Raw genomic sequence first — 17,508 nt, forward strand, 5'->3', positions numbered from 1 at the left:
ATGCGCATGTTCGTTGCCAGATAAAGACGTGCCGGCAGGCGAAATCGGTAACCCTCTCAGGCGTGGGATTGCATAATGCTCAATATATCGTGGGACCCTGTGTTGATCGCTGTCTCCTGTCTGGTGGCGTTTATCGCCTCCTTTGTGGCCCTGGATAGCGCCGGGAAAATTCCCCTTTCCAGCCGAAAAACGGCTTTGTTCTGGCGGATTGCCGGCGGGGTCATGCTGGGTATCGGGATTTGGTCAATGCACTTCATCGGCATGCTGTCCATGCAAATGCCGATGATGATGAGCTATGACCTATGGCTAACCCTGGCGTCTCTCGGCGTGGCGGTTGTTGCTTCCACAATAGCAATTAACATTGCCGTTACGGGCAAACACCTCTCGCTCTTTCGGCTGTTCTTCGCCACGGTCATCCTCAGCGCTGGCGTGGTCTCCATGCACTATATCGGTATGGCCGCCCTGATGCTGGAAGGAAGCATCCTCTGGGATCGGCGCATTGTGAGTTTGTCCGTGGTGATTGCCGTTGTCGCCTCCGGCGTAGCGTTATGGCTGGCTTTCCGCCTTAGGGATAAGCACAAAGGGGTCTTTGTTACTCGCATTCTCGCCGCGTTAGTCATGGGTGCCGCCATTTGTGCAATGCACTATACAGGCATGAGTGCCGCACATTTCCATGAGATGGCGCGTACGCTCCCCGGCGGGGTCAGCGAGCTGGGATTATCCATCTGGGTTTCCGTCACCACGCTCTCCCTGCTCGGCATGATGTTAATTATTTCGCTTATTGATTCGCACTGGCGGACCAGCCGGCTGACGGACAACTTGCGCCAGCTCAACCGTCAGCTTGAGCTACAGGTCCGCTTTGACGCTCTCACCGGCCTCGCAAACCGCCACCAGATGGATATCCGAATGCAGGATTGTCTGCACAGCGCCTTGTTGAGTAACAAACAATTTGCCGTGATCTTCCTGAATGTCGATCGCTTCAGACGCGTGAATGATACCTGGGGCCACAGCGTCGGCGATGAGTTATTAATCACCATTGCCCAACGCATCACGTCCCGGCTTACCCGCGAGATGACGCTTGCCAGGCTGGGTGGGGATGCCTTTATCCTGCTGGTTCCCGAATGTGACGAAGAAAAGCTCACTGCCCTGCTCACGACGCTGCTCGCGGATATGCGCCGTCCGTTTTCGCTTTGCGGACATACGCTGAGTACGACACTGAGCGCGGGTGTTAGCCTCTATCCTCAGGACGGAGAAACGCTGCATGAACTGAAGTTTAAGGCGGATGCCGCCTTACAACACGTTAAGCAAGGCGGTCGTAACGGCTGGGCGATTTACTGCCCTGAGATGTCAACGGCAGTTCCGGCGCAGCCGGGTTTTCTGCAGGAACTTTCTCAGGCGCTGGAACGCGATCGGTTTGAACTCTGGTATCAGCCAACCTGGCATGCTGAAGATAAGACGATCCACGGTTTTGAGGCCCTTCTGCGCTGGCGGCATCCGGAGCAAGGCGTTTTGCTGCCAGGTCTTTTTTTGCCCACGCTGGAACAAACGGGTTTGATTATTCCGGTTGGCAACTGGGCCATTGAGGCCGCGTGTCGGCAGCTTCATTTCTGGACTGAACAAGGCTTCAGCCAGTGGACTTTGTCGCTCAACTTATCCCCCGTTCAGTTCGAACAGCCGGATATCTTTCACATCGTGTCCTCAATGCTGGAAAAATATAATCTGTCGCCTTCAAGGCTGATCCTGGAGGTAACGGAGAGTACCGCGCTAAAAAATCTCGATCGCAGCATCGAGTTGCTCAATGCCTTTAACCATGCGGGGATCACCGTCTCTATTGACGATTTTGGTACGGGCTATTCCAACCTGCTGATGCTGAGCGTTCTTCCGGCAAAAGAGCTAAAAATCGACAAGAGCTTTGTGGCCTCTATGCTGGAAAATGAAAAAAGCCGCAAGCTGGTGGAAACCATTATTAATATTGCCCGCACCATGGAGATGCGTGTCGTTGCCGAGGGAATTGAAACGGACGAACAGCAGGCAATACTGACCAGCCTCGGCTGTGATTATCTCCAGGGCTACCTTTTCTCCCGCCCTCTGCCCGCTGAACAGGTTCCATGGCTACTGCTACAGAAAAACTCAGATAAACAAATTATACCGATGAATAAAATTCAAACGGACAACGCATTTATTTCACAAAAAAATCATGCCTGACGGGATTGAGTAGAGTATGTTTCAAGGGAGTACATGCGAGTCAATTCCGCCATGATTGTCAGGTATATCGTGCCGATGAACAGGAAAATACTATGTCGCAAAATAGTTTTGATGCGCTTAATGCAATTAAAACGCCCGTGTGGCTCATTTCTCCTGTTTCGGAACAGATTATTTTTGCAAATGTGGCCGCAATACAGCTGACGGGTAATAAAACGCTGAACGACCTGCGCAAAGGTTCCTGTTCTGCCAGTGCGCAAACCGTACTGTCGTTGTACGTTCCCGAACTGAAAAATCATCACGATATTGTCGAGATCTGGACAATTAGCCGGGGCGGGCAGGACGCCCCCTTAAGCTGTCGCCTCTCACTCACCCACGCCACGCCGTATGGTGATGTTATCGTTTTCGAAGGGATCTCTTCCCACGCCCCCTCTGGCCTGAAAGCCAGCCGTTCCGCAACCTATCAGCGCAAGAAACAGGGATTTTACGCACGCTTTTTCCTGACCAACAGCGCGCCGATGCTGCTCATCGATCCTGCCCGTGACGGGCAAATTGTCGATGCAAACCTGGCCGCGCTCAGCTTTTACGGTTATTCGCATGATGAGATGTGCTGCAAGCATACCTGGGAAATTAACACGCTTGGCAGAGGCGTCATGCCCATCATGACGGAGATCGCCGCACTGCCCGGCGGACATAAGCCGCTCAATTTTATTCACCGCCTTGCCGATGGCACCACCCGCCATGTCCAGACCTATGCGGGACCCATCGAGATCTACGGTGACAAACTGATGCTGTGCATAATCCATGATATTACGGAGCAAAAGAGGCTTGAGCAGGAGCTGGAAAATGCTGCATTACGTGACTCGATGACGGGGTTACTCAACCGACGACAGTTTTACAATGTTATCGACCAAACCAGCCTGAGCCACCTTTCTGCACAGCAGCAGTTTAGCCTGCTGCTGGTGGATACCGATCATTTTAAAAACATCAATGATCTTTTCGGTCACCTGAAAGGTGATGAAGTGCTTATCGCCCTATCCCGAACGCTGGAAGCCTGCTGCAGACAAGATGACCTGGTGTTCCGCTGGGGCGGTGAAGAGTTTGTCATCCTGTTGCCGCGCACGTCTCTTGAAACGGCTCTGAAGATTGCCGAATCCGTCCGTGCGACGGTCGCCCATATCACCCTTCCAGGCTTACCACGGTTTACCGTCAGCATTGGCGTGGCGCGGCATGACCCGGAAGAGAGTATCGACGCACTGTTTAAACGTGTCGACGATGCGCTCTATCGCGCCAAAAACGATGGGCGTAATAAAGTCCTTGCGGCATGAAACTGGAGTATCGGGAAAAGCCCCGCTACAATGCCCAGCTTAAGTAAATTAACGGCGGGTGGGTTGTGGCGACAATGGGAAAGACAGAATTAATACTCACCTTAATTATTTTCTTGCTTATTATATTTGGCTTATGGTTTATTTTCAGCGGCGAGATTTGGTATTTCGTTGAATATCTGGAAAACAGTCTCTACCCCACTTTTGACGCACTGTAGTGCACGTTTAATTTATTGTTTCACCTACCGAATTTGTCAGGTATCTGCATTGCCCTTAGCCACGTAAGATACGCGGCGTTATCCTCCAACAATGTTGATAACGAATCACTAAATCATTTGCTTATTTCGCCCGTTCTCTGACGGGCTTTTTTTATTTCCGGCTATTAAGCAAAACATCGATTCTTGTCCGTCAGTCGCCATGTTGTTGCAGCACCGCTCTGCTCCAGTCATAAAAGGCGCGCACCGAAGGCGGAAGATAGCGGTTTTGTGGATAGACAAGTGAAAGTGGTAAATCGTAAGTGAGGTTCTCTATACAGCGAACCAACGCCCCGCTCTTCAGATACGGCTCAGCCAGATAGCTGGCCACGCGAATTAATCCGAGCCCTTGAATTCCGGCCTGGATATAGGCGTCGGTATCATCGACGATCAGCGACTCTTTCATGTGGATTGCACAATCGCCGTCATCACGCGTAAAAAACCAGTCGATGGTGCGCCCGGTACGGTGGTTCAGGTAGCCGACGGCGCAATGCTTTTCCAGTTGGTCGAGATTTTCCGGCTTACCACAGGCGTCTATATAGCCCGGAGAAGCCAGAACAACCCATCTGAAGTTCGCCAGAGGGCGCGCGACCAGCGTCGTTGAATCTTCGATCCTCCCGGTGCGGATCACGCAGTCATACCCTTCCTGAATGATGTCCTCCACGCTATCGCTCGAACAGAGTACCAACTCCAGCCCGGGATACTGGCGCAGAAATTCCGGGAGACAGGGAAGAATGCAGTGTCGGGCAAGAGACTGCGGCATACCGACTTTTAAACGGCCTCTGGGCTGTGCGGATCTGGCGGGAAAGGAAGACTCCACTGTCGCAATATCCGCCAGCAGCCGTTTGCTCTCGTCATAGTAACGCCGGCCCTCTGCGGTCACGCTGAGCTTCCGGGTGGTGCGTTGTAAAAGTTGAATACCCAGGTATGTCTCCAGTTCCTTAACGACCCGCGATACGGTTGAACGCGGTAGCCCCAGCGCTTCTGCCGCCCTGGCGAAGCTATGGGTGTCGACCACGCAAACATATACCCGCATTGATTCCAGTTTATCCATGTTCCCACCGCGCCTGAAAAGATCGATTATCCCATTATTACGAACAGTCTAACTTATGCCTGTGGTCTTATCGAATGCAGCTATCTGACATAACCTTGCTCAAGTTGCAGTAGAAACGCGATTTAACAAAGAGAGGCTCAACATGAAAGAACGTGATATCAAGACAGGTGAAAAAGTATTAGTGCTTGGTGCAGGACAATTGGGTGCTGCCGTACTGGAGCATCTGGTTCCGGCAGTCACGCAGCGCGATGGCGCTGTTACCGTTATCGTTTCGCCCGGATCCTGGGACAGCCGGGGTAAACTTCAGTCCGAAATTCATCAAAAACTGGCTGATGCAGGGGCAGAATTCATCGCGGTCGATGTCGCCGTCAGCTCCACTGAAACGTTAAAAACCCGTTTTGTGGATTTTGACACCGTGATCAACTGCATGGGGTTTGTCGCCGGAGCGGGTACACAGCTCAAAATTACCCGCGCGGTACTGGAAGCCGGCGTAAACCGCTATTTCCCCTGGCAGTTCGGCGTGAATTACGATGTGGTCGGCAAAGGGAGCGGCCAGCCCGTCTGGGACGAGCAGTATGATGTCAGGACGCTCTTGCGGGAACAGAACGCGACGGAATGGGTGATTGTTTCAACCGGTATGTTTACCAGCTTTCTCTTCGAACCGGCATTTAATGTGGTGAATTTATCCGAAAAAACCATTAATGCGCTCGGAGGATGGGACACGCAGGTCACGGTCACGTCTCCCGCGGATATTGGTCGGCTGACCACCGAAATTTATTTGCATCATCCGCGGATCGTAAATGAAGTGATATTTGTCGCAGGTGAAACCACTTCTTATGGAAAACTGGCCGAAACGGTTGAACGCACGACAAGACAAGCCTTTGCCAAAAACGTATTAACGCTCCCGGATCTGCTGGATGCACTGCATTTAAATCCGGATGACCAGATGCTCCGCTATCGCGCGGCCTTCGCCCGAGGAGACGGCATGTGGTGGCCGATGAGTAACACCTGGAATGTACAGAATAATATACCGACTCAAGATATTGAATCATGGCTTAAAACCGTTATGTAGCCATGCGTTTATCCCGCCCCGGTGGCGCGCCAAACATACGGGCATATTCACGGGTAAACTGCGAAACACTGGCATAACCGACCGTATACGCCGCCTGTGCGATCCCTGCGCCATCGACAAGCATCAGGCGGCGGGCATGGATAAGGCGTAGCTGTTTCTGAAATTGCAGGGGCGAAATCGTGGTTATCGCGCGAAAATGCTGATGGAATACGGACACGCTCATGCCCGCCACGTCAGCAAGCTCCTCAACGCTTATCGTACGTGTAAACTCCTTACGCAACATTGCGACCACACGGCTAATTCGTCCGGAATGGCTATCCGCCGCGCCCAGGGCGCGAATAGCAGGACCATGGACACTGCGAAGCAACCAGTAATGCAGCTCTCGCCGTAGCCCATCCCCAAGAACCGCCATCGCCTCCGGTTGTTCAAATAACCTGGCCAGCCGGTAAGCCGCATCCGTCACGTCAGCATTCATTGGCTCAACCCCAACGCAAGGCGCGTCCCTCTGCTCTGCTTGCACAGCATCCTGCAACTCGCGCAGTATGGCGATATCCAGTTCCAGCACCAAGGAATAGTAGGGATGGCGAAGGCTGGCCTGGGTAATCTGACTGAGGGTCGGCACATCGGCGGCAATCACCATCGCCTCGCCGGGGCCATATTCAAAACTTTCCGTCCCCGTAGCGACGCGTTTGCGACCCTGCAACAGCATCGCCATCAGCGGTCTGTTGATCGCCGCCTGCAGGTCGCCCGGATGCAAAGCCCGGATAATCGTCAACCCTGGAACCGGCGTTACGGCAACCCCGCTACGGTCGACGTGAGCATCGGCATACCGGCGGCAGAGATCGAACAGGAGATCGCGCATAGACACTCTTTCAGGCAAGTTTTTAAGCCATAGTATGCGGTCATTCTCAACAGAACAAACCATGAAAAGAGAAACAGGCAAAAGATAACCAGAATCAGGCAAAGTGGATGAGTGGCCTTCTCCTACTGTAAAAGCTCCACCAAACAGAGGATACACCATGAGTAAAATTGCACTTATCACCGGCGCCAATCGTGGTCTTGGCCGTAACACCGCCCTCTCTGTCGCGCGTCAGGGGGGCGATATTATCGTCGCTTACAGAGGAAATACCCCTCAGGCTGAAGCGGTTGTCACGGAAATCCGCACCCTTGGTCGTAAGGCGATTGCGATTCAACTGGATGTGGCGCAGACGACGACTTTCCCGGCATTTGCCGAAACTCTGCGTCAACAACTCGCCGAGGTCTGGCAGCGCGACACCTTCGACCACCTGATAAATAACGCAGGTCATGGCGAGTTTGCCGGGGTGGGCGAGACCACCGAAGCGCAGTTCGACGGGCTGTTCAGTGTCCATGTCAAAGGGGTATTTTTCCTGATCCAGACCCTTTTACCCCTGCTGGCGGACAGCGGGCGCATCATCAACTTCTCGTCCGGCCTGACCCGGGTATCGTACCCTGGGTTCTCCGCTTACGCGGCGGCAAAAGCGGCGGTGGAAATGCTCAGCGTTTATCTGGCACGCGAGCTGGGCACGCGCGGCATCACCGTCAATACCATCGCGCCAGGCGCCATTGAAACCGATTTTGGCGGCGGCCTGGTTCGCGACAACGCAGATGTCAACGCGCAGTTTGCCGCCATGACCGCGCTCGGGCGGGTCGGCGTTTCCGACGATATCGGGCCGATGGTCGCCAGCCTGCTGCGTGATGATAACCGTTGGGTAACCGCACAGCGCATTGAAGTGTCGGGCGGGCAAACCATCTGAACAGGCCAAAAATACCGTCCGAAAAGTGATGCTTTCAGCTGTGACGGGTGATGGTCAGAAGGAGGAACTGGCGCCGCAAGCCGCGCCAGTACTTGATTAGTGCTTTTCAATATACATCGTCCGGCTATACGCCACGTCTTCCGGGTTGTTGATGGGGTAACCCTTCACCCAGGGCTTAATCAGGCGGCCGTTGGTATACTGGTAAATTGGCGCGATGGGCGCCTTCTCCATAAGAATTTTCTCCGCCATGTTGTAGTCGGCATTACGCGCTTTCGCCGTGGTTTCCAGCGTCGCCTGGTGGATAATCTTATCGTAGGCCGGGTCACTGAAACGGGAGATATTGCCGCTGTGGGTTGAGGTCAGCAGCGACAAAAAGGTTGATGGCTCGTTGTAATCGCCTACCCATGAGGCGCGGATCACGTCAAAGTTGCCGGTATTACGGCTGTCGATGTACGTTTTCCACTCCTGGTTTTGCAGCTTGACATCCACACCGAGATTTTTCTTCCACATGGAGGCCACCGCAATGGCGATTTTCTGGTGGTTTTCCGAGGTGTTGTACAGCAGGTTCAGCTTCAGGGGGCGCTGAGGACCGTAGCCTGCGGCCTGCAGCAAGGTTTTGGCCTGGGCGTTCAGCTCCTGTTGCGACATCTGCTCAAACGGCGAGGCGTCCGGGGTAAACCCTGCCGTCACGTCAGGCGTAAAGTGCCAGGCGGGTTTCTCTCCCGTGCCTAACACCTTTTCCGCCATAATGCGACGGTCGATAGTCATGCTCAGCGCAAGACGGACGCGGGCATCGGCCGTTGGGCCCTTTTGCGTGTTAAACGCATAGTAATACGTGCCCAACTGAGGCGGCGTATACACCTGCCCCGGAATATCCTTCAGCAGCTTCTGATACATGTTTTTCGGGAACGATTCGGTAATATCAATATCCCCTGCCAGGTAGCGTTTGGTGGCCGACGATTCCTGATTAATCGGCACGAAGGTGACCTTTTGCAGTACCGTTTTGGCATTGTCCCAGTAGTGCGTATTGGGCACCACAACCAGCTTTTCATTCACCACGCGGTCCTTCAGAACGTAAGCACCGTTCCCTACCAGCGCGCCCGGCCGCGTCCACTCTTTACCGCTTTCGACATTAGCTTTTTGTACTGGATAGAAGGCAAAGTTCGCCGTCAGGTTGCTGAACCACGGCAGCGGTTTGTCCAGCTGGACGCGTAACGTCCTGGCATCCACCGCCGTCACCCCCAGCGTATCGGGCGCGGCTTTACCGTCAATAATGGCCTGCGCGTTATTGATTCCCGCCAGCGCGGCAAACCAGGCAAACGGAGAGGTGGTTTTCGGATCAACCAGACGCTGCCAGCTGTAGACAAAATCCTGGGCGGTGACAGGGGAACCGTCGGACCATTTCGCGTCATCGCGTAAGGTAAACGTCCAGATGCGGTTATCATTACTCTGCCAGCGCGTCGCCACGCCCGGCACCAGCTCCCCTTTCTCATTCTGGTTAACCAGACCTTCGAAGAGATCGCGAATCACCTGAATCTCTGGCAATCCCACGGCTTTCGCCGGGTCCAGCGAAGCCGGTTCGTCTTTAATATGCCTGACCAGCTCCTGCTTTTGCGCCAGCGCAGTGCCCTGCGGCACATCAGCAGCAAAAGTAAGTGAAGAGAGTCCGCACAGGCACAGTGCGGCAAAAAGACGCGAAACAGGATGCTTCATAAGATCCCCTTTAATAAATTCAGGTAATAAGCAGATGCGTAATTATTTGTTTCGACAAAGAGAAATGCAAATAACTTACTCCTGAATAGTGATTTAAGGCAATTCTCAGCCGTTACGGAAACTATTTGATTAACAGCGTGTTTTGCACAACACTGCCAGTAGTGCTTTCTTTATCAGGATTTCGTATGGCAACCACCCGACCGAGAGCGGAACGCGGCGCCTTTCCACCGGGCGCTGAGCAATATGGCCGCTCGTTTTTAGGCGCATCGCTGATCTGGTTCCCCGCCCCTGACGCAGACCGCGACAGCGGCTTGATTCTTGCCGGCACACACGGGGACGAGAACTCCTCCATCGTGACGCTTTCCTGCGCGCTGCGGACGCTGACGCCTTCATTGCGACGTCATCATGTGATTCTGGCGGTAAATCCGGACGGCTGTCAGCTGGGGCTTCGCGCCAATGCGCGAGGCGTTGACTTAAACCGTAATTTTCCGGCAGCAAACTGGCGCGCCGGGGAAACGGTGTATCGCTGGAACAGCTCCGCCGAGGAGCGTGATGTGGTTCTGCTGACGGGAGATAAGCCAGGCTCAGAGCCGGAAACCCAGGCGCTGTGCCAGCTTATCCATAAGATCCACCCCGCGTGGGTGGTCTCGTTCCACGATCCGCTGGCCTGCATTGAAGATCCGCGCCACTCTGAGCTCGGCGCGTGGCTGGCAGACGCGTTCGCCCTGCCGCTCGTGACCAGCGTGGGCTATGAAACGCCAGGCTCGTTCGGTAGCTGGTGCGCCGATTTGAGCCTGCCCTGTATTACCGCTGAATTCCCGGCAATCTCGTCCGACGAAGCCAGCGAAAAATACTTAAAAGCCATGGTGGAGCTTTTGCGCTGGCAGCCTCAGAGATGAAGCACGCCGCTGGTAAAATGGAGCGCGGGTGATACGTCAACCGCCAGCCACGTCGGGCCGTCCAGATCGGCGAAACGGACCTGATTGACCAGCGGTAGCGCCGCGCCGATCGCCCGGGACGTACAGAGCATACAGCCCAGCATCAGCGAAAAACCCTGCGCCCGGGCGTCTTCCGCCAGGGCCAGTGCCTCCGTCAGCCCGCCGGTCTTGTCGAGCTTAATATTGACCATCTCGTAGCGGCCCTGCAGCTCGCTCAAACTCGCGCGGGTGTGGCAGCTTTCATCCGCACAAACGGGTAACGGATGGATAAAATTCTTCAGCGCCGCATCCTCTTTTGCTGGCAGAGGCTGCTCCAGCATGGCCACCCCCAGGTCGGCCAGCAGCTGACAGCGGGCAGCCAGCCCTTCCGGATGCCATGATTCATTGGCATCAACAATTAGCGTGGCTGCGGGTACCGCCGCGCGAATGGCGACCATTCGCTCGCTAATCAGACGATCGTCGAGCTTCACCTTCAGCAGCCGGGCCCCGGCGTCATAAAGCGCTTTTGCGCTGGCGGCCATCTGTTCCGGATCGCCAATCACCACCGTTTGCGCGGTAGCCACCGATTCCGGCAGCGCCACGCCCAGCAATGCTGTCAGCGGTTGCTGCTGCTTCGCCGCCTCCAGGCTCCAGAGCGCGCTATCAATAGCGTTGCGTGCGGCACCGGCGGGCAAACGCTGCTGTAATGCCTCGCGCGTAAGCCCGGTTTGCAGGTCCGGCACCAGCGTCATGATCTGCGCCATCACCGACGCGAGGCTTTCTCCATAGCGTGGGTAAGGCGTGCACTCCCCTACACCTTTAAAACCGTCCTCTTCGATTTCAACGACCACCACGCTGGCTTCGCTACGGCTGCCGCGAGAGATCACAAACGGGGTATGCAATGGCCAGGCTTCTTCATAGACCTTAACGCTTCTCATCACTGACTCCTTGCGGCCCGAAAAGGCGAAAAATTTGGTTTGCCGTGTTATCCGCGGATGGCATACACTAGCCCCGACGTTAACTATATGTAAACAGGAAGATATCTATGTCACAACTCGTTCATTTCCAGGGCAACCCGGTTGCTGTTGCAGGTTCCATTCCGCAGGCTGGCAGCAAAGCGCAGGCTTTTACTCTGGTGGCTAAAGATCTGTCTGACGTCACACTGGCTCAGTTTGCGGGTAAACGCAAAGTGCTGAACATTTTCCCGAGCATTGATACCGGGGTTTGCGCCGCCTCCGTGCGTAAATTCAACCAGCTGGCAACTGAAATGGACAACACCGTTGTGCTGTGCATTTCTGCTGACCTGCCGTTCGCTCAGTCTCGCTTCTGCGGCGCTGAAGGCCTGAGCAACGTTATCACTCTCTCCACCCTGCGCAGCCCGGATTTCCTCGAAAATTACGGCGTCAGCATCGCCGAAGGCCCTCTGAAAGGTCTGGCAGCACGCGCGGTACTGGTTCTTGATGAAAACGACACTGTCGTCTTCAGCGAACTGGTTAATGAAATCACTACCGAGCCGGATTACACCGCCGCGCTGGACAAGCTGAAAGCATAATCATTACTTAGCATTTTATACCGCTTTTTCAAAACCTCGCTATGGCGGGGTTTTTTATTAATCGCCAGCTGAATCGTTAAAGCATAAATCAATTTGGATCACAATATTTATGCAAAATAGCATTAAGAATTCATCGATAAAGCGATCATACCCGCAAATCAATCGTTAAATATCCCTGTATTTACCCTCAGTGAGGCACATCACATTTCCCTCATCGCCAAAACATTAGATTTGCTTACGATGTTAAATAATCGTTTCAGCAAAAAGGGATAAATATGAAAATAAAACTGGCTTTAACGCTCCTTTCGGTACTGGTTTCGGGCCATTCCGCAGCTAAAACCTGGGTGCTGACAAGCGCTGAAAGCAGCGTGGAAAAAGGAAACTGGAAGATTTCCAGCGATGAGCTGAAAATTAACGATCGAACGTTCAGCATTGAGCAAAAAGTGTTGCACGGCGGCAGGCAGGAAGGCAGTAAAGTTATCGTCATCAGCAGTAAAAATGGCCTGACCATCACCTTAAGCCCGACGCGCGGGATGAACCTTCTGCATGTGGAAGGATTTGGCACCAGACTGGGCTGGAACTCGCCCGTTAAAGAGGTCGTTAACCCGGCGTATATTAATCTGGAAAGCCGAAACGGGCTTGGCTGGCTGGAAGGTTTCAACGAGATGATGGTCCGCTGTGGCTACGAATGGACTGGGCACCCGGTCTCCGCTGACGGCCAGATTTACACTCTGCACGGTAAGGCAGGCAACACCCCGGCCTCTCAGGTGGAGGTAGAAATTGCGGATGCTGCCCCGCATGAAATTCGTATTCGCGGTCTCATCAAAGAAAGCACGTTTAAAAAAGCGGATCTGCAAACTATGACCGAACTGCGTTACGTTCCAGGAACCAACCAGTTCAGCCTGCATGACGTTCTGACAAACCATGCCGATTACCCTCATGATTACCAAATCATCTATCACAGCAACTTCGGGGCGCCAGTCCTCGAAGAAGGCGCGCGCTTCCTTGCCCCCGCGGCAAGCGTAAGCCCGTTCAATGATTACGCGAAAGCGGGCGTTAACGACTGGCAAACCTACGCCGGGCCGACAAAAGGCTTTGATGAGATGGTCTTTAATATCAAACCGCTCGCCGACAGCAACCACGAAACCCTCGCAGCGGTGGTGAATAAAGCCGGTGACAAAGGCGCGTCGATTCAGTTTGATACCCGCCAGCTGCCGGTGCTGACCCTGTGGAAAAATACCGATACGCCAAAACAGGGCTATGTCACGGGGATTGAGCCGGGCACCAGCTACGCCTACCCCGTCACCATTGAACGCGAGCAGAAGCGGGTTAAGCAGCTGCTGCCAGGTGCCAGCGCTCAATTTGATCTGACCTATACCCTGCTACACAGCGCGCAGCAGGTGAAAGATGTCGAAAGCAGGATTGCGTCGATTCAGGGAGAGACAAAAACAGAAATCGTGACCACGCCGCTGGCAAAGGAATAACCATCAAAAAAGCCTCTTTACAGAGGCTTTTTGTTATTCGTCACCTTTCTTGTGATTTAACCCATACTCACGTAGCTTATTCGCAATCGCGGTATGCGAGACGCCAAGACGTTTTGCCAGCTTTCGGGTGCTGGGATAGCTGCGGTACAGCTGCGTAAGCACGGAGCGCTCAAAGCGGCTGGTGATATCATCCAGCGAGCCTTCCATCGCCTCTTCGCCTACCGACACCGTCCCGGCGTCGTAATCCGGCAACAGGATATCCTGAGGGCGCAGTTCATAGCCTTCCAGCTGAGTGAGCGCGCGATAAACGGCGTTTTTAAGCTGACGGATGTTGCCCGGCCAGCCGTAGCGCATGAGCACCGTGCCGAGATCGGCAGACAGCTTCGGACGCGGAACCCCCTGCTCGTCGGCAAAGCGGGCCACAAACAGCTCCGTTAGCGGCATGATGTCCTGCGGACAGTCGCGCAGCGGCGGAATGTTCAGCGTCAGGACGTTAAGGCGGTAATAGAGATCCTCACGGAAGATCCCCTTTTGCACCAGCTCCACCAGGTTTTTCTGGGTGGCGCAGATAACGCGCACGTCCACATGCACTTCGTGATCCTCTCCGACGCGGCGGAAGGTCCCGTCGTTCAGGAAGCGCAGCAGTTTGGCCTGCATACGCGGCGACATTTCGCCGATTTCATCCAGCAGCACGGAGCCGCCGTTGGCCTGCTCGAAGAACCCTTTCTTGCCTTCCGGCGCGTGACCAAACAGCTCGCTTTCAACAGCATCTTCCGGAATCGAGGCACAGTTAAGTGCCAGATACGGTTTTGCCGCACGCGGGCTTGCCAGGTGCACGGCGTGCGCCAGCAGATCTTTCCCGGTACCGGTATCGCCGGTAATCAGCAGCGGCGCGGTCAGGCTGGCAAGCTTGCGCGCCTGGTCAACCACATGGCGCATTTTCGGGCTGACGGCAATAATCTGGCTGAACGCGCCGACATCCTGGCTGGAGAGGTTTTGCAGCTGGCGACCCATGCGCAGCGTCGAGCGCAGCATGATCACCGAACCGGTCAATACGCGGGTGTCTCCTTCCCCTTTCAGATAGACCGGGGTGATCTCCATCAGGAAATTCTGCCCGTTTATCACCACGTGCTCGCTATGCGTATTCTGCGGATTGCTGTCCAGCCAGCGCTGGAAGTTAAAACCGGGGATCAGCTGCGCGGCGTGGTGGTTGCTGAGCTTCTCCTGGCTCTGCGCGAAAAGCTGGCAGCTCGCGTGGTTAACGCGCTCGACTTTACTTTTCAGATCCAAAGAGAGGAACGGCTCAGGCATCGCTTCAAGCAGCGCGCTCAGGGCGAGGTGCTCACGTTCGGAGGGCATCCAGGGGATGGTGCGTACATCCGTAACGCCAGCGATACGGCGGATTTCCGCCATCAGGCTGCTGAAGGTGTTAAATTCAATTTCGGCAAAATTGAGGTAAATTCGCCCGACAGGATCGATCTCAATGCCACGTAAATCAATGCTACGTAAAACAAGAAGATCGAGTAACTCGCGGGTCAGACCGAGACGGTCTTCACAGAAGACTTCAAGACGCATGGGAAATTCACCGTTTTAAGCCAATAACCTTAAAATGATATGTCAGAACACGGTGAACCGGAAGATGGCTGTCAACAAATATTGACAGCCAGCACGATTAATGAACAACGCCTTACGGAGTCGGCTTTTTATTGAGCGTATCTTTCAGCTGACCGATCAGCTCTCGCCTGAAATCCCCCAGCCGCGGCTTATCGCCATCAATCCACGGCAGCGGTCGGCACACCTCCATCGCTTTGATACCCAAACGCGCCGTCAGTAAGCCCGCGCCAATGCCCTGAGCGGCACGGGCGGAGAGACGCGCCGCCAGATCCTGCGACATCCAGTCCATTCCCACTTCGCGCACCAGCTCGCTCGCGCCCGCAAAGGCGATATTGAGCAGGACCAGTTTGAACAGCCTGAGCCGGCTGTAGTAACCCAACTCTATGCCGTAAAGGTTCGCTATACGGTTGATGAGGCGCAGGTTACGCCAGGCGATAAAGGCCATATCCACCAGCGCCAGCGGGCTGACGGCAATCATCAGCGTAGACTCCGCCGCCGAGCGGCTAATCTCGCGTCGCGCCTGCGCATCCAGTACCGGCTGAACCATATGGGAATAGAGCGTGACCACCTCCCGGTCATTCTGGGTTTCATGGATGGCGGCATACCAGCGCTGAAGCGCCGGATGTGACTGATCGATACCGGCCTGGCTGGCCAGTTTTTCGCAGAAGGCGCGGCCTTTGCCGGTGCCGTGGCTGTGGAGAAGATCCCGCGCTTCATCACGCTCGTGCGCGCGCTGTCGCAAACGCCAGAGGCGGCGCCACTCGGTGGCAACCGACCCGATACCTGCCCCCACGATGAGCGCGCCCGCGGCACAACCGCCCAGCGCGACCCAATCCTGGGTTTGCCAGGCGTTCATCGCCCACTGCATGCCCTGCCCGACCACGCTGACGCCAAACAGCGCCAGACCGGCGGTGACCATCTTGCGCCACAGGCTGCGTTTTGGACGCAGAGCGGCTTCCACGACCGCCTCCGCCGGACCTTCCTCAACGGCGGGATCGTCCGGCAGCGCCGGGGCAAAGTTCTCCGCCTGCACGCCGCTGAACGTCTGCGCCGTTTTAAAGGCGTCCTGACGCTCAGGTTCAAGCGTTCCGGTAAAGTCTATGCGCGGTTTTAACGGTTCCGTCATCGCAATTTATCTCCAATCAAAAACTCCAGCGCCGCATCCAGACGGATGTGCGGTAACGGCCGATCGACGCTCATGGTCTGAGGGCGGAAGGCTTCAAACTGGAAGCCCTGGCTCTGCCAGAAGGCCTGGCCCGGCAGCCGCGCGGGGACTTCGCCGGGATAGACGGTGAGCGGCTCGCCGTCACTGAGCCGATTCCCGCGTAATGCCGGTATTTTCTCGCCGTTAAGGTCAATCAGGCCGCTTTGCGTCGCCTGCACCGATGCGAGCCCGAGGCAATCCATACTGATGCCTTCAAACGCGGCGTTTTGCCAGGCGTCCTGCACCAGCTGCTGCAGCAGAGAAACCATGTTGGCGTGCTGATCGACCGTAACGTGATCGGCTTTTGTGGCTGCAAACAGCAGCTTGTCGATCACCGGTGAGAACAGACGACGGAACAGCGTCCGCTGCCCGTAGTGGAAACTCTGCATCAGCTGCGTCAGCGCGAGGCGCATATCGTTAAATGCCTGCGGCCCGCTGTTGAGCGGCTGCAGGCAATCCACCAGCACAATCTGGCGGTCGAAACGTAAAAAGTGGTTTTTATAAAAACCTTTGACCACCTTTTCACAGTAGTAATTGTAACGCTCGCGCAGCATTCCGGCGTTCGTGTGTTTGTCTGCCTGCGCCAGCTTCGACTCGCCTGCGCCGTCCACGTCCGGCCACGGGAAGAACTGCAGCGCGGGCGCGCCTGCTAAATCACCCGGCAAGACAAAACGGCCCGGCTGGATAAAGTGCAGCCCTTCCTGTTTGCACTGGTGCAGATAGGCCGTCCAGGCTTCAGCAATGGTCGCCAGACGGTTTTCATCCGCAGGCGCCAGCGGATCCAGGCCTTCGCACAGCTGTCGCCACTTCGTCGACCACTCTGCGCGTTGCCCCTGCAACAAGCCTGTCATCTGACGAGACCAGCTGAGGTAGTCCTGCCCCAGCATCGGCAGGTCGAGCAGCCATTCGCCAGGATAATCGACGATTTCCAGATACAGGGTGGAGGTATCCTTAAAGTGACGTAGCAGCGATTCATTAGAGCGAAAGCGCAGCGCAAGGCGAATTTCACTGACGCCTCGCGTCGGCGTCGGCCACGCGGGCGGATCGCCGTAAAGCTGCGCCAGCCCTTCGTCGTAGGTAAAACGCGGTATGCCAAAATCACGCTGAGGGACGCGCTTAACGCCCAGCAGACGCTCTTCCCGCACGGCGCTGAGCAACGGCAGGCGCGCGCCGGCGTGCAGGTTCAGCAACTGGTTTACCATCGCGGTGATGAACGCCGTCTTACCGCTGCGGCTCAGGCCGGTGACAGCCAGACGCAGATGTCGATCAACGCCGCGGTTCACCAGTGAGTTGAATTCGTTCTTAAATCGCTTCATCGCCATCCTTCATTGCCCGGAAGCCT

The 17,508-nt window shown here is 55.3% G+C and carries 15 protein-coding genes; 8 read left to right on the forward strand and 7 right to left on the reverse strand.

Features of this window, described 5'->3' with window-relative positions:
- Positions 1 to 75: 75 nt before the first annotated feature.
- From AC4ICF_RS12665 to AC4ICF_RS12675, 3 genes are all read left to right on the forward strand, one after another.
- Positions 76 to 2,205 carry an EAL domain-containing protein gene (locus tag AC4ICF_RS12665; protein ID WP_316379264.1) on the forward strand — a complete coding sequence of 710 codons (2,130 nt, stop codon included), beginning with the start codon at positions 76 to 78 and terminating at the stop codon, positions 2,203 to 2,205.
- A gap of 92 nt (positions 2,206 to 2,297) precedes the next feature.
- Entirely contained in the window at positions 2,298 to 3,530 is a 1,233-nt protein-coding gene (locus AC4ICF_RS12670) for a sensor domain-containing diguanylate cyclase (protein ID WP_316379265.1), read from the forward strand.
- A 74-nt stretch (positions 3,531 to 3,604) separates the two neighbouring features.
- Positions 3,605 to 3,745, forward strand: coding sequence for an Ecr family regulatory small membrane protein (locus tag AC4ICF_RS12675; RefSeq protein WP_162874963.1), 141 nt, complete (start codon positions 3,605 to 3,607; stop codon positions 3,743 to 3,745).
- A gap of 190 nt (positions 3,746 to 3,935) precedes the next feature.
- Here AC4ICF_RS12675 and AC4ICF_RS12680 read toward each other — a convergent pair whose 3' ends face one another.
- Positions 3,936 to 4,835 carry a LysR family transcriptional regulator gene (locus AC4ICF_RS12680; protein ID WP_316379266.1) on the reverse strand — a complete coding sequence of 300 codons (900 nt, stop codon included), beginning with the start codon at positions 4,833 to 4,835 and terminating at the stop codon, positions 3,936 to 3,938.
- 142 nt (positions 4,836 to 4,977) lie between these two features.
- Between AC4ICF_RS12680 and AC4ICF_RS12685 the strand changes: the two genes are divergently transcribed.
- Entirely contained in the window at positions 4,978 to 5,907 is a 930-nt protein-coding gene (locus AC4ICF_RS12685; protein WP_163330876.1) for an aromatic alcohol reductase, read from the forward strand.
- On the opposite strand, the gene AC4ICF_RS12690 is transcribed toward AC4ICF_RS12685, so the two are convergent.
- Entirely contained in the window at positions 5,900 to 6,769 is an 870-nt protein-coding gene (locus AC4ICF_RS12690) for an AraC family transcriptional regulator (RefSeq protein WP_116339568.1), read from the reverse strand. The genes AC4ICF_RS12685 and AC4ICF_RS12690 overlap by 8 nt on opposite strands.
- 157 nt (positions 6,770 to 6,926) lie before the next feature.
- Between AC4ICF_RS12690 and AC4ICF_RS12695 the strand changes: the two genes are divergently transcribed.
- The gene (locus tag AC4ICF_RS12695; protein WP_316379267.1) at positions 6,927 to 7,682 is read left to right on the forward strand and encodes an SDR family NAD(P)-dependent oxidoreductase; all 756 of its coding nucleotides are present in this window, start codon (positions 6,927 to 6,929) and stop codon (positions 7,680 to 7,682) included.
- 96 nt (positions 7,683 to 7,778) lie between these two features.
- Here the strand turns inward: AC4ICF_RS12695 and AC4ICF_RS12700 are convergent, their stop codons facing one another.
- A complete protein-coding gene (locus AC4ICF_RS12700) occupies positions 7,779 to 9,395 on the reverse strand; it encodes a peptide ABC transporter substrate-binding protein (protein ID WP_166711384.1) in 1,617 nt (538 codons plus the stop codon).
- A gap of 185 nt (positions 9,396 to 9,580) precedes the next feature.
- Between AC4ICF_RS12700 and mpaA the strand changes: the two genes are divergently transcribed.
- Positions 9,581 to 10,294: a murein tripeptide amidase MpaA gene (gene mpaA / locus AC4ICF_RS12705; RefSeq protein WP_116339562.1), complete on the forward strand. Its 714-nt coding sequence runs from the start codon at positions 9,581 to 9,583 to the stop codon at positions 10,292 to 10,294.
- Here the strand turns inward: mpaA and ycjG are convergent.
- Positions 10,285 to 11,250: an L-Ala-D/L-Glu epimerase gene (gene ycjG, locus AC4ICF_RS12710; RefSeq protein WP_316379268.1), complete on the reverse strand. Its 966-nt coding sequence runs from the start codon at positions 11,248 to 11,250 to the stop codon at positions 10,285 to 10,287. The two genes, mpaA and ycjG, sit on opposite strands and share 10 nt — an antisense overlap.
- 107 nt (positions 11,251 to 11,357) lie before the next feature.
- On the opposite strand from ycjG, the gene tpx reads away from it, so the two are divergent.
- Together tpx and AC4ICF_RS12720 are read left to right on the forward strand one after the other, a co-directional pair.
- Entirely contained in the window at positions 11,358 to 11,864 is a 507-nt protein-coding gene (gene tpx, locus AC4ICF_RS12715) for a thiol peroxidase (protein WP_116339558.1), read from the forward strand.
- Positions 11,865 to 12,139: 275 nt separating this feature from the next.
- The gene (locus tag AC4ICF_RS12720; protein WP_316379269.1) at positions 12,140 to 13,348 is read left to right on the forward strand and encodes an aldose 1-epimerase family protein; all 1,209 of its coding nucleotides are present in this window, start codon (positions 12,140 to 12,142) and stop codon (positions 13,346 to 13,348) included.
- Between the two features lie 33 nt (positions 13,349 to 13,381).
- Here AC4ICF_RS12720 and tyrR read toward each other — a convergent pair whose 3' ends face one another.
- The 3 genes from tyrR to AC4ICF_RS12735 all read right to left on the reverse strand — a co-directional run bounded on the left by tyrR (position 13,382) and on the right by AC4ICF_RS12735 (position 17,482).
- Positions 13,382 to 14,923 (reverse strand): transcriptional regulator TyrR, encoded by a 1,542-nt coding sequence (tyrR, locus tag AC4ICF_RS12725; RefSeq protein ID WP_163330870.1) that lies wholly within the window; start codon positions 14,921 to 14,923, stop codon positions 13,382 to 13,384.
- Between the two features lie 112 nt (positions 14,924 to 15,035).
- Positions 15,036 to 16,088 carry a YcjF family protein gene (locus tag AC4ICF_RS12730; RefSeq protein ID WP_316379270.1) on the reverse strand — a complete coding sequence of 351 codons (1,053 nt, stop codon included), beginning with the start codon at positions 16,086 to 16,088 and terminating at the stop codon, positions 15,036 to 15,038.
- Positions 16,085 to 17,482 carry a YcjX family GTP-binding protein gene (locus tag AC4ICF_RS12735; RefSeq protein WP_192984231.1) on the reverse strand — a complete coding sequence of 466 codons (1,398 nt, stop codon included), beginning with the start codon at positions 17,480 to 17,482 and terminating at the stop codon, positions 16,085 to 16,087. The genes AC4ICF_RS12730 and AC4ICF_RS12735 overlap by 4 nt, the downstream gene beginning before the upstream one ends.
- Positions 17,483 to 17,508 lie beyond the last annotated feature (26 nt).

Source organism: Enterobacter sp. ECC_219_Taxon_10, from assembly GCF_058354905.1.

What these genes read in the sequence shown, in the direction of transcription:
- AC4ICF_RS12665 (WP_316379264.1), top strand. Translation starts at nt 76, where the DNA reads ATGCTCAATATATCGTGGGACCCTGTGTTGATCGCTGTCTCCTGTCTG.
- AC4ICF_RS12670 (WP_316379265.1), top strand. Translation starts at nt 2,298, where the DNA reads ATGTCGCAAAATAGTTTTGATGCGCTTAATGCAATTAAAACGCCCGTG.
- AC4ICF_RS12675 (WP_162874963.1), top strand. Translation starts at nt 3,605, where the DNA reads ATGGGAAAGACAGAATTAATACTCACCTTAATTATTTTCTTGCTTATT.
- AC4ICF_RS12680 (WP_316379266.1), bottom strand. Translation starts at nt 4,835, where the DNA reads ATGGATAAACTGGAATCAATGCGGGTATATGTTTGCGTGGTCGACACC.
- AC4ICF_RS12685 (WP_163330876.1), top strand. Translation starts at nt 4,978, where the DNA reads ATGAAAGAACGTGATATCAAGACAGGTGAAAAAGTATTAGTGCTTGGT.
- AC4ICF_RS12690 (WP_116339568.1), bottom strand. Translation starts at nt 6,769, where the DNA reads ATGCGCGATCTCCTGTTCGATCTCTGCCGCCGGTATGCCGATGCTCAC.
- AC4ICF_RS12695 (WP_316379267.1), top strand. Translation starts at nt 6,927, where the DNA reads ATGAGTAAAATTGCACTTATCACCGGCGCCAATCGTGGTCTTGGCCGT.
- AC4ICF_RS12700 (WP_166711384.1), bottom strand. Translation starts at nt 9,395, where the DNA reads ATGAAGCATCCTGTTTCGCGTCTTTTTGCCGCACTGTGCCTGTGCGGA.
- mpaA (WP_116339562.1), top strand. Translation starts at nt 9,581, where the DNA reads ATGGCAACCACCCGACCGAGAGCGGAACGCGGCGCCTTTCCACCGGGC.
- ycjG (WP_316379268.1), bottom strand. Translation starts at nt 11,250, where the DNA reads ATGAGAAGCGTTAAGGTCTATGAAGAAGCCTGGCCATTGCATACCCCG.
- tpx (WP_116339558.1), top strand. Translation starts at nt 11,358, where the DNA reads ATGTCACAACTCGTTCATTTCCAGGGCAACCCGGTTGCTGTTGCAGGT.
- AC4ICF_RS12720 (WP_316379269.1), top strand. Translation starts at nt 12,140, where the DNA reads ATGAAAATAAAACTGGCTTTAACGCTCCTTTCGGTACTGGTTTCGGGC.
- tyrR (WP_163330870.1), bottom strand. Translation starts at nt 14,923, where the DNA reads ATGCGTCTTGAAGTCTTCTGTGAAGACCGTCTCGGTCTGACCCGCGAG.
- AC4ICF_RS12730 (WP_316379270.1), bottom strand. Translation starts at nt 16,088, where the DNA reads ATGACGGAACCGTTAAAACCGCGCATAGACTTTACCGGAACGCTTGAA.
- AC4ICF_RS12735 (WP_192984231.1), bottom strand. Translation starts at nt 17,482, where the DNA reads ATGAAGCGATTTAAGAACGAATTCAACTCACTGGTGAACCGCGGCGTT.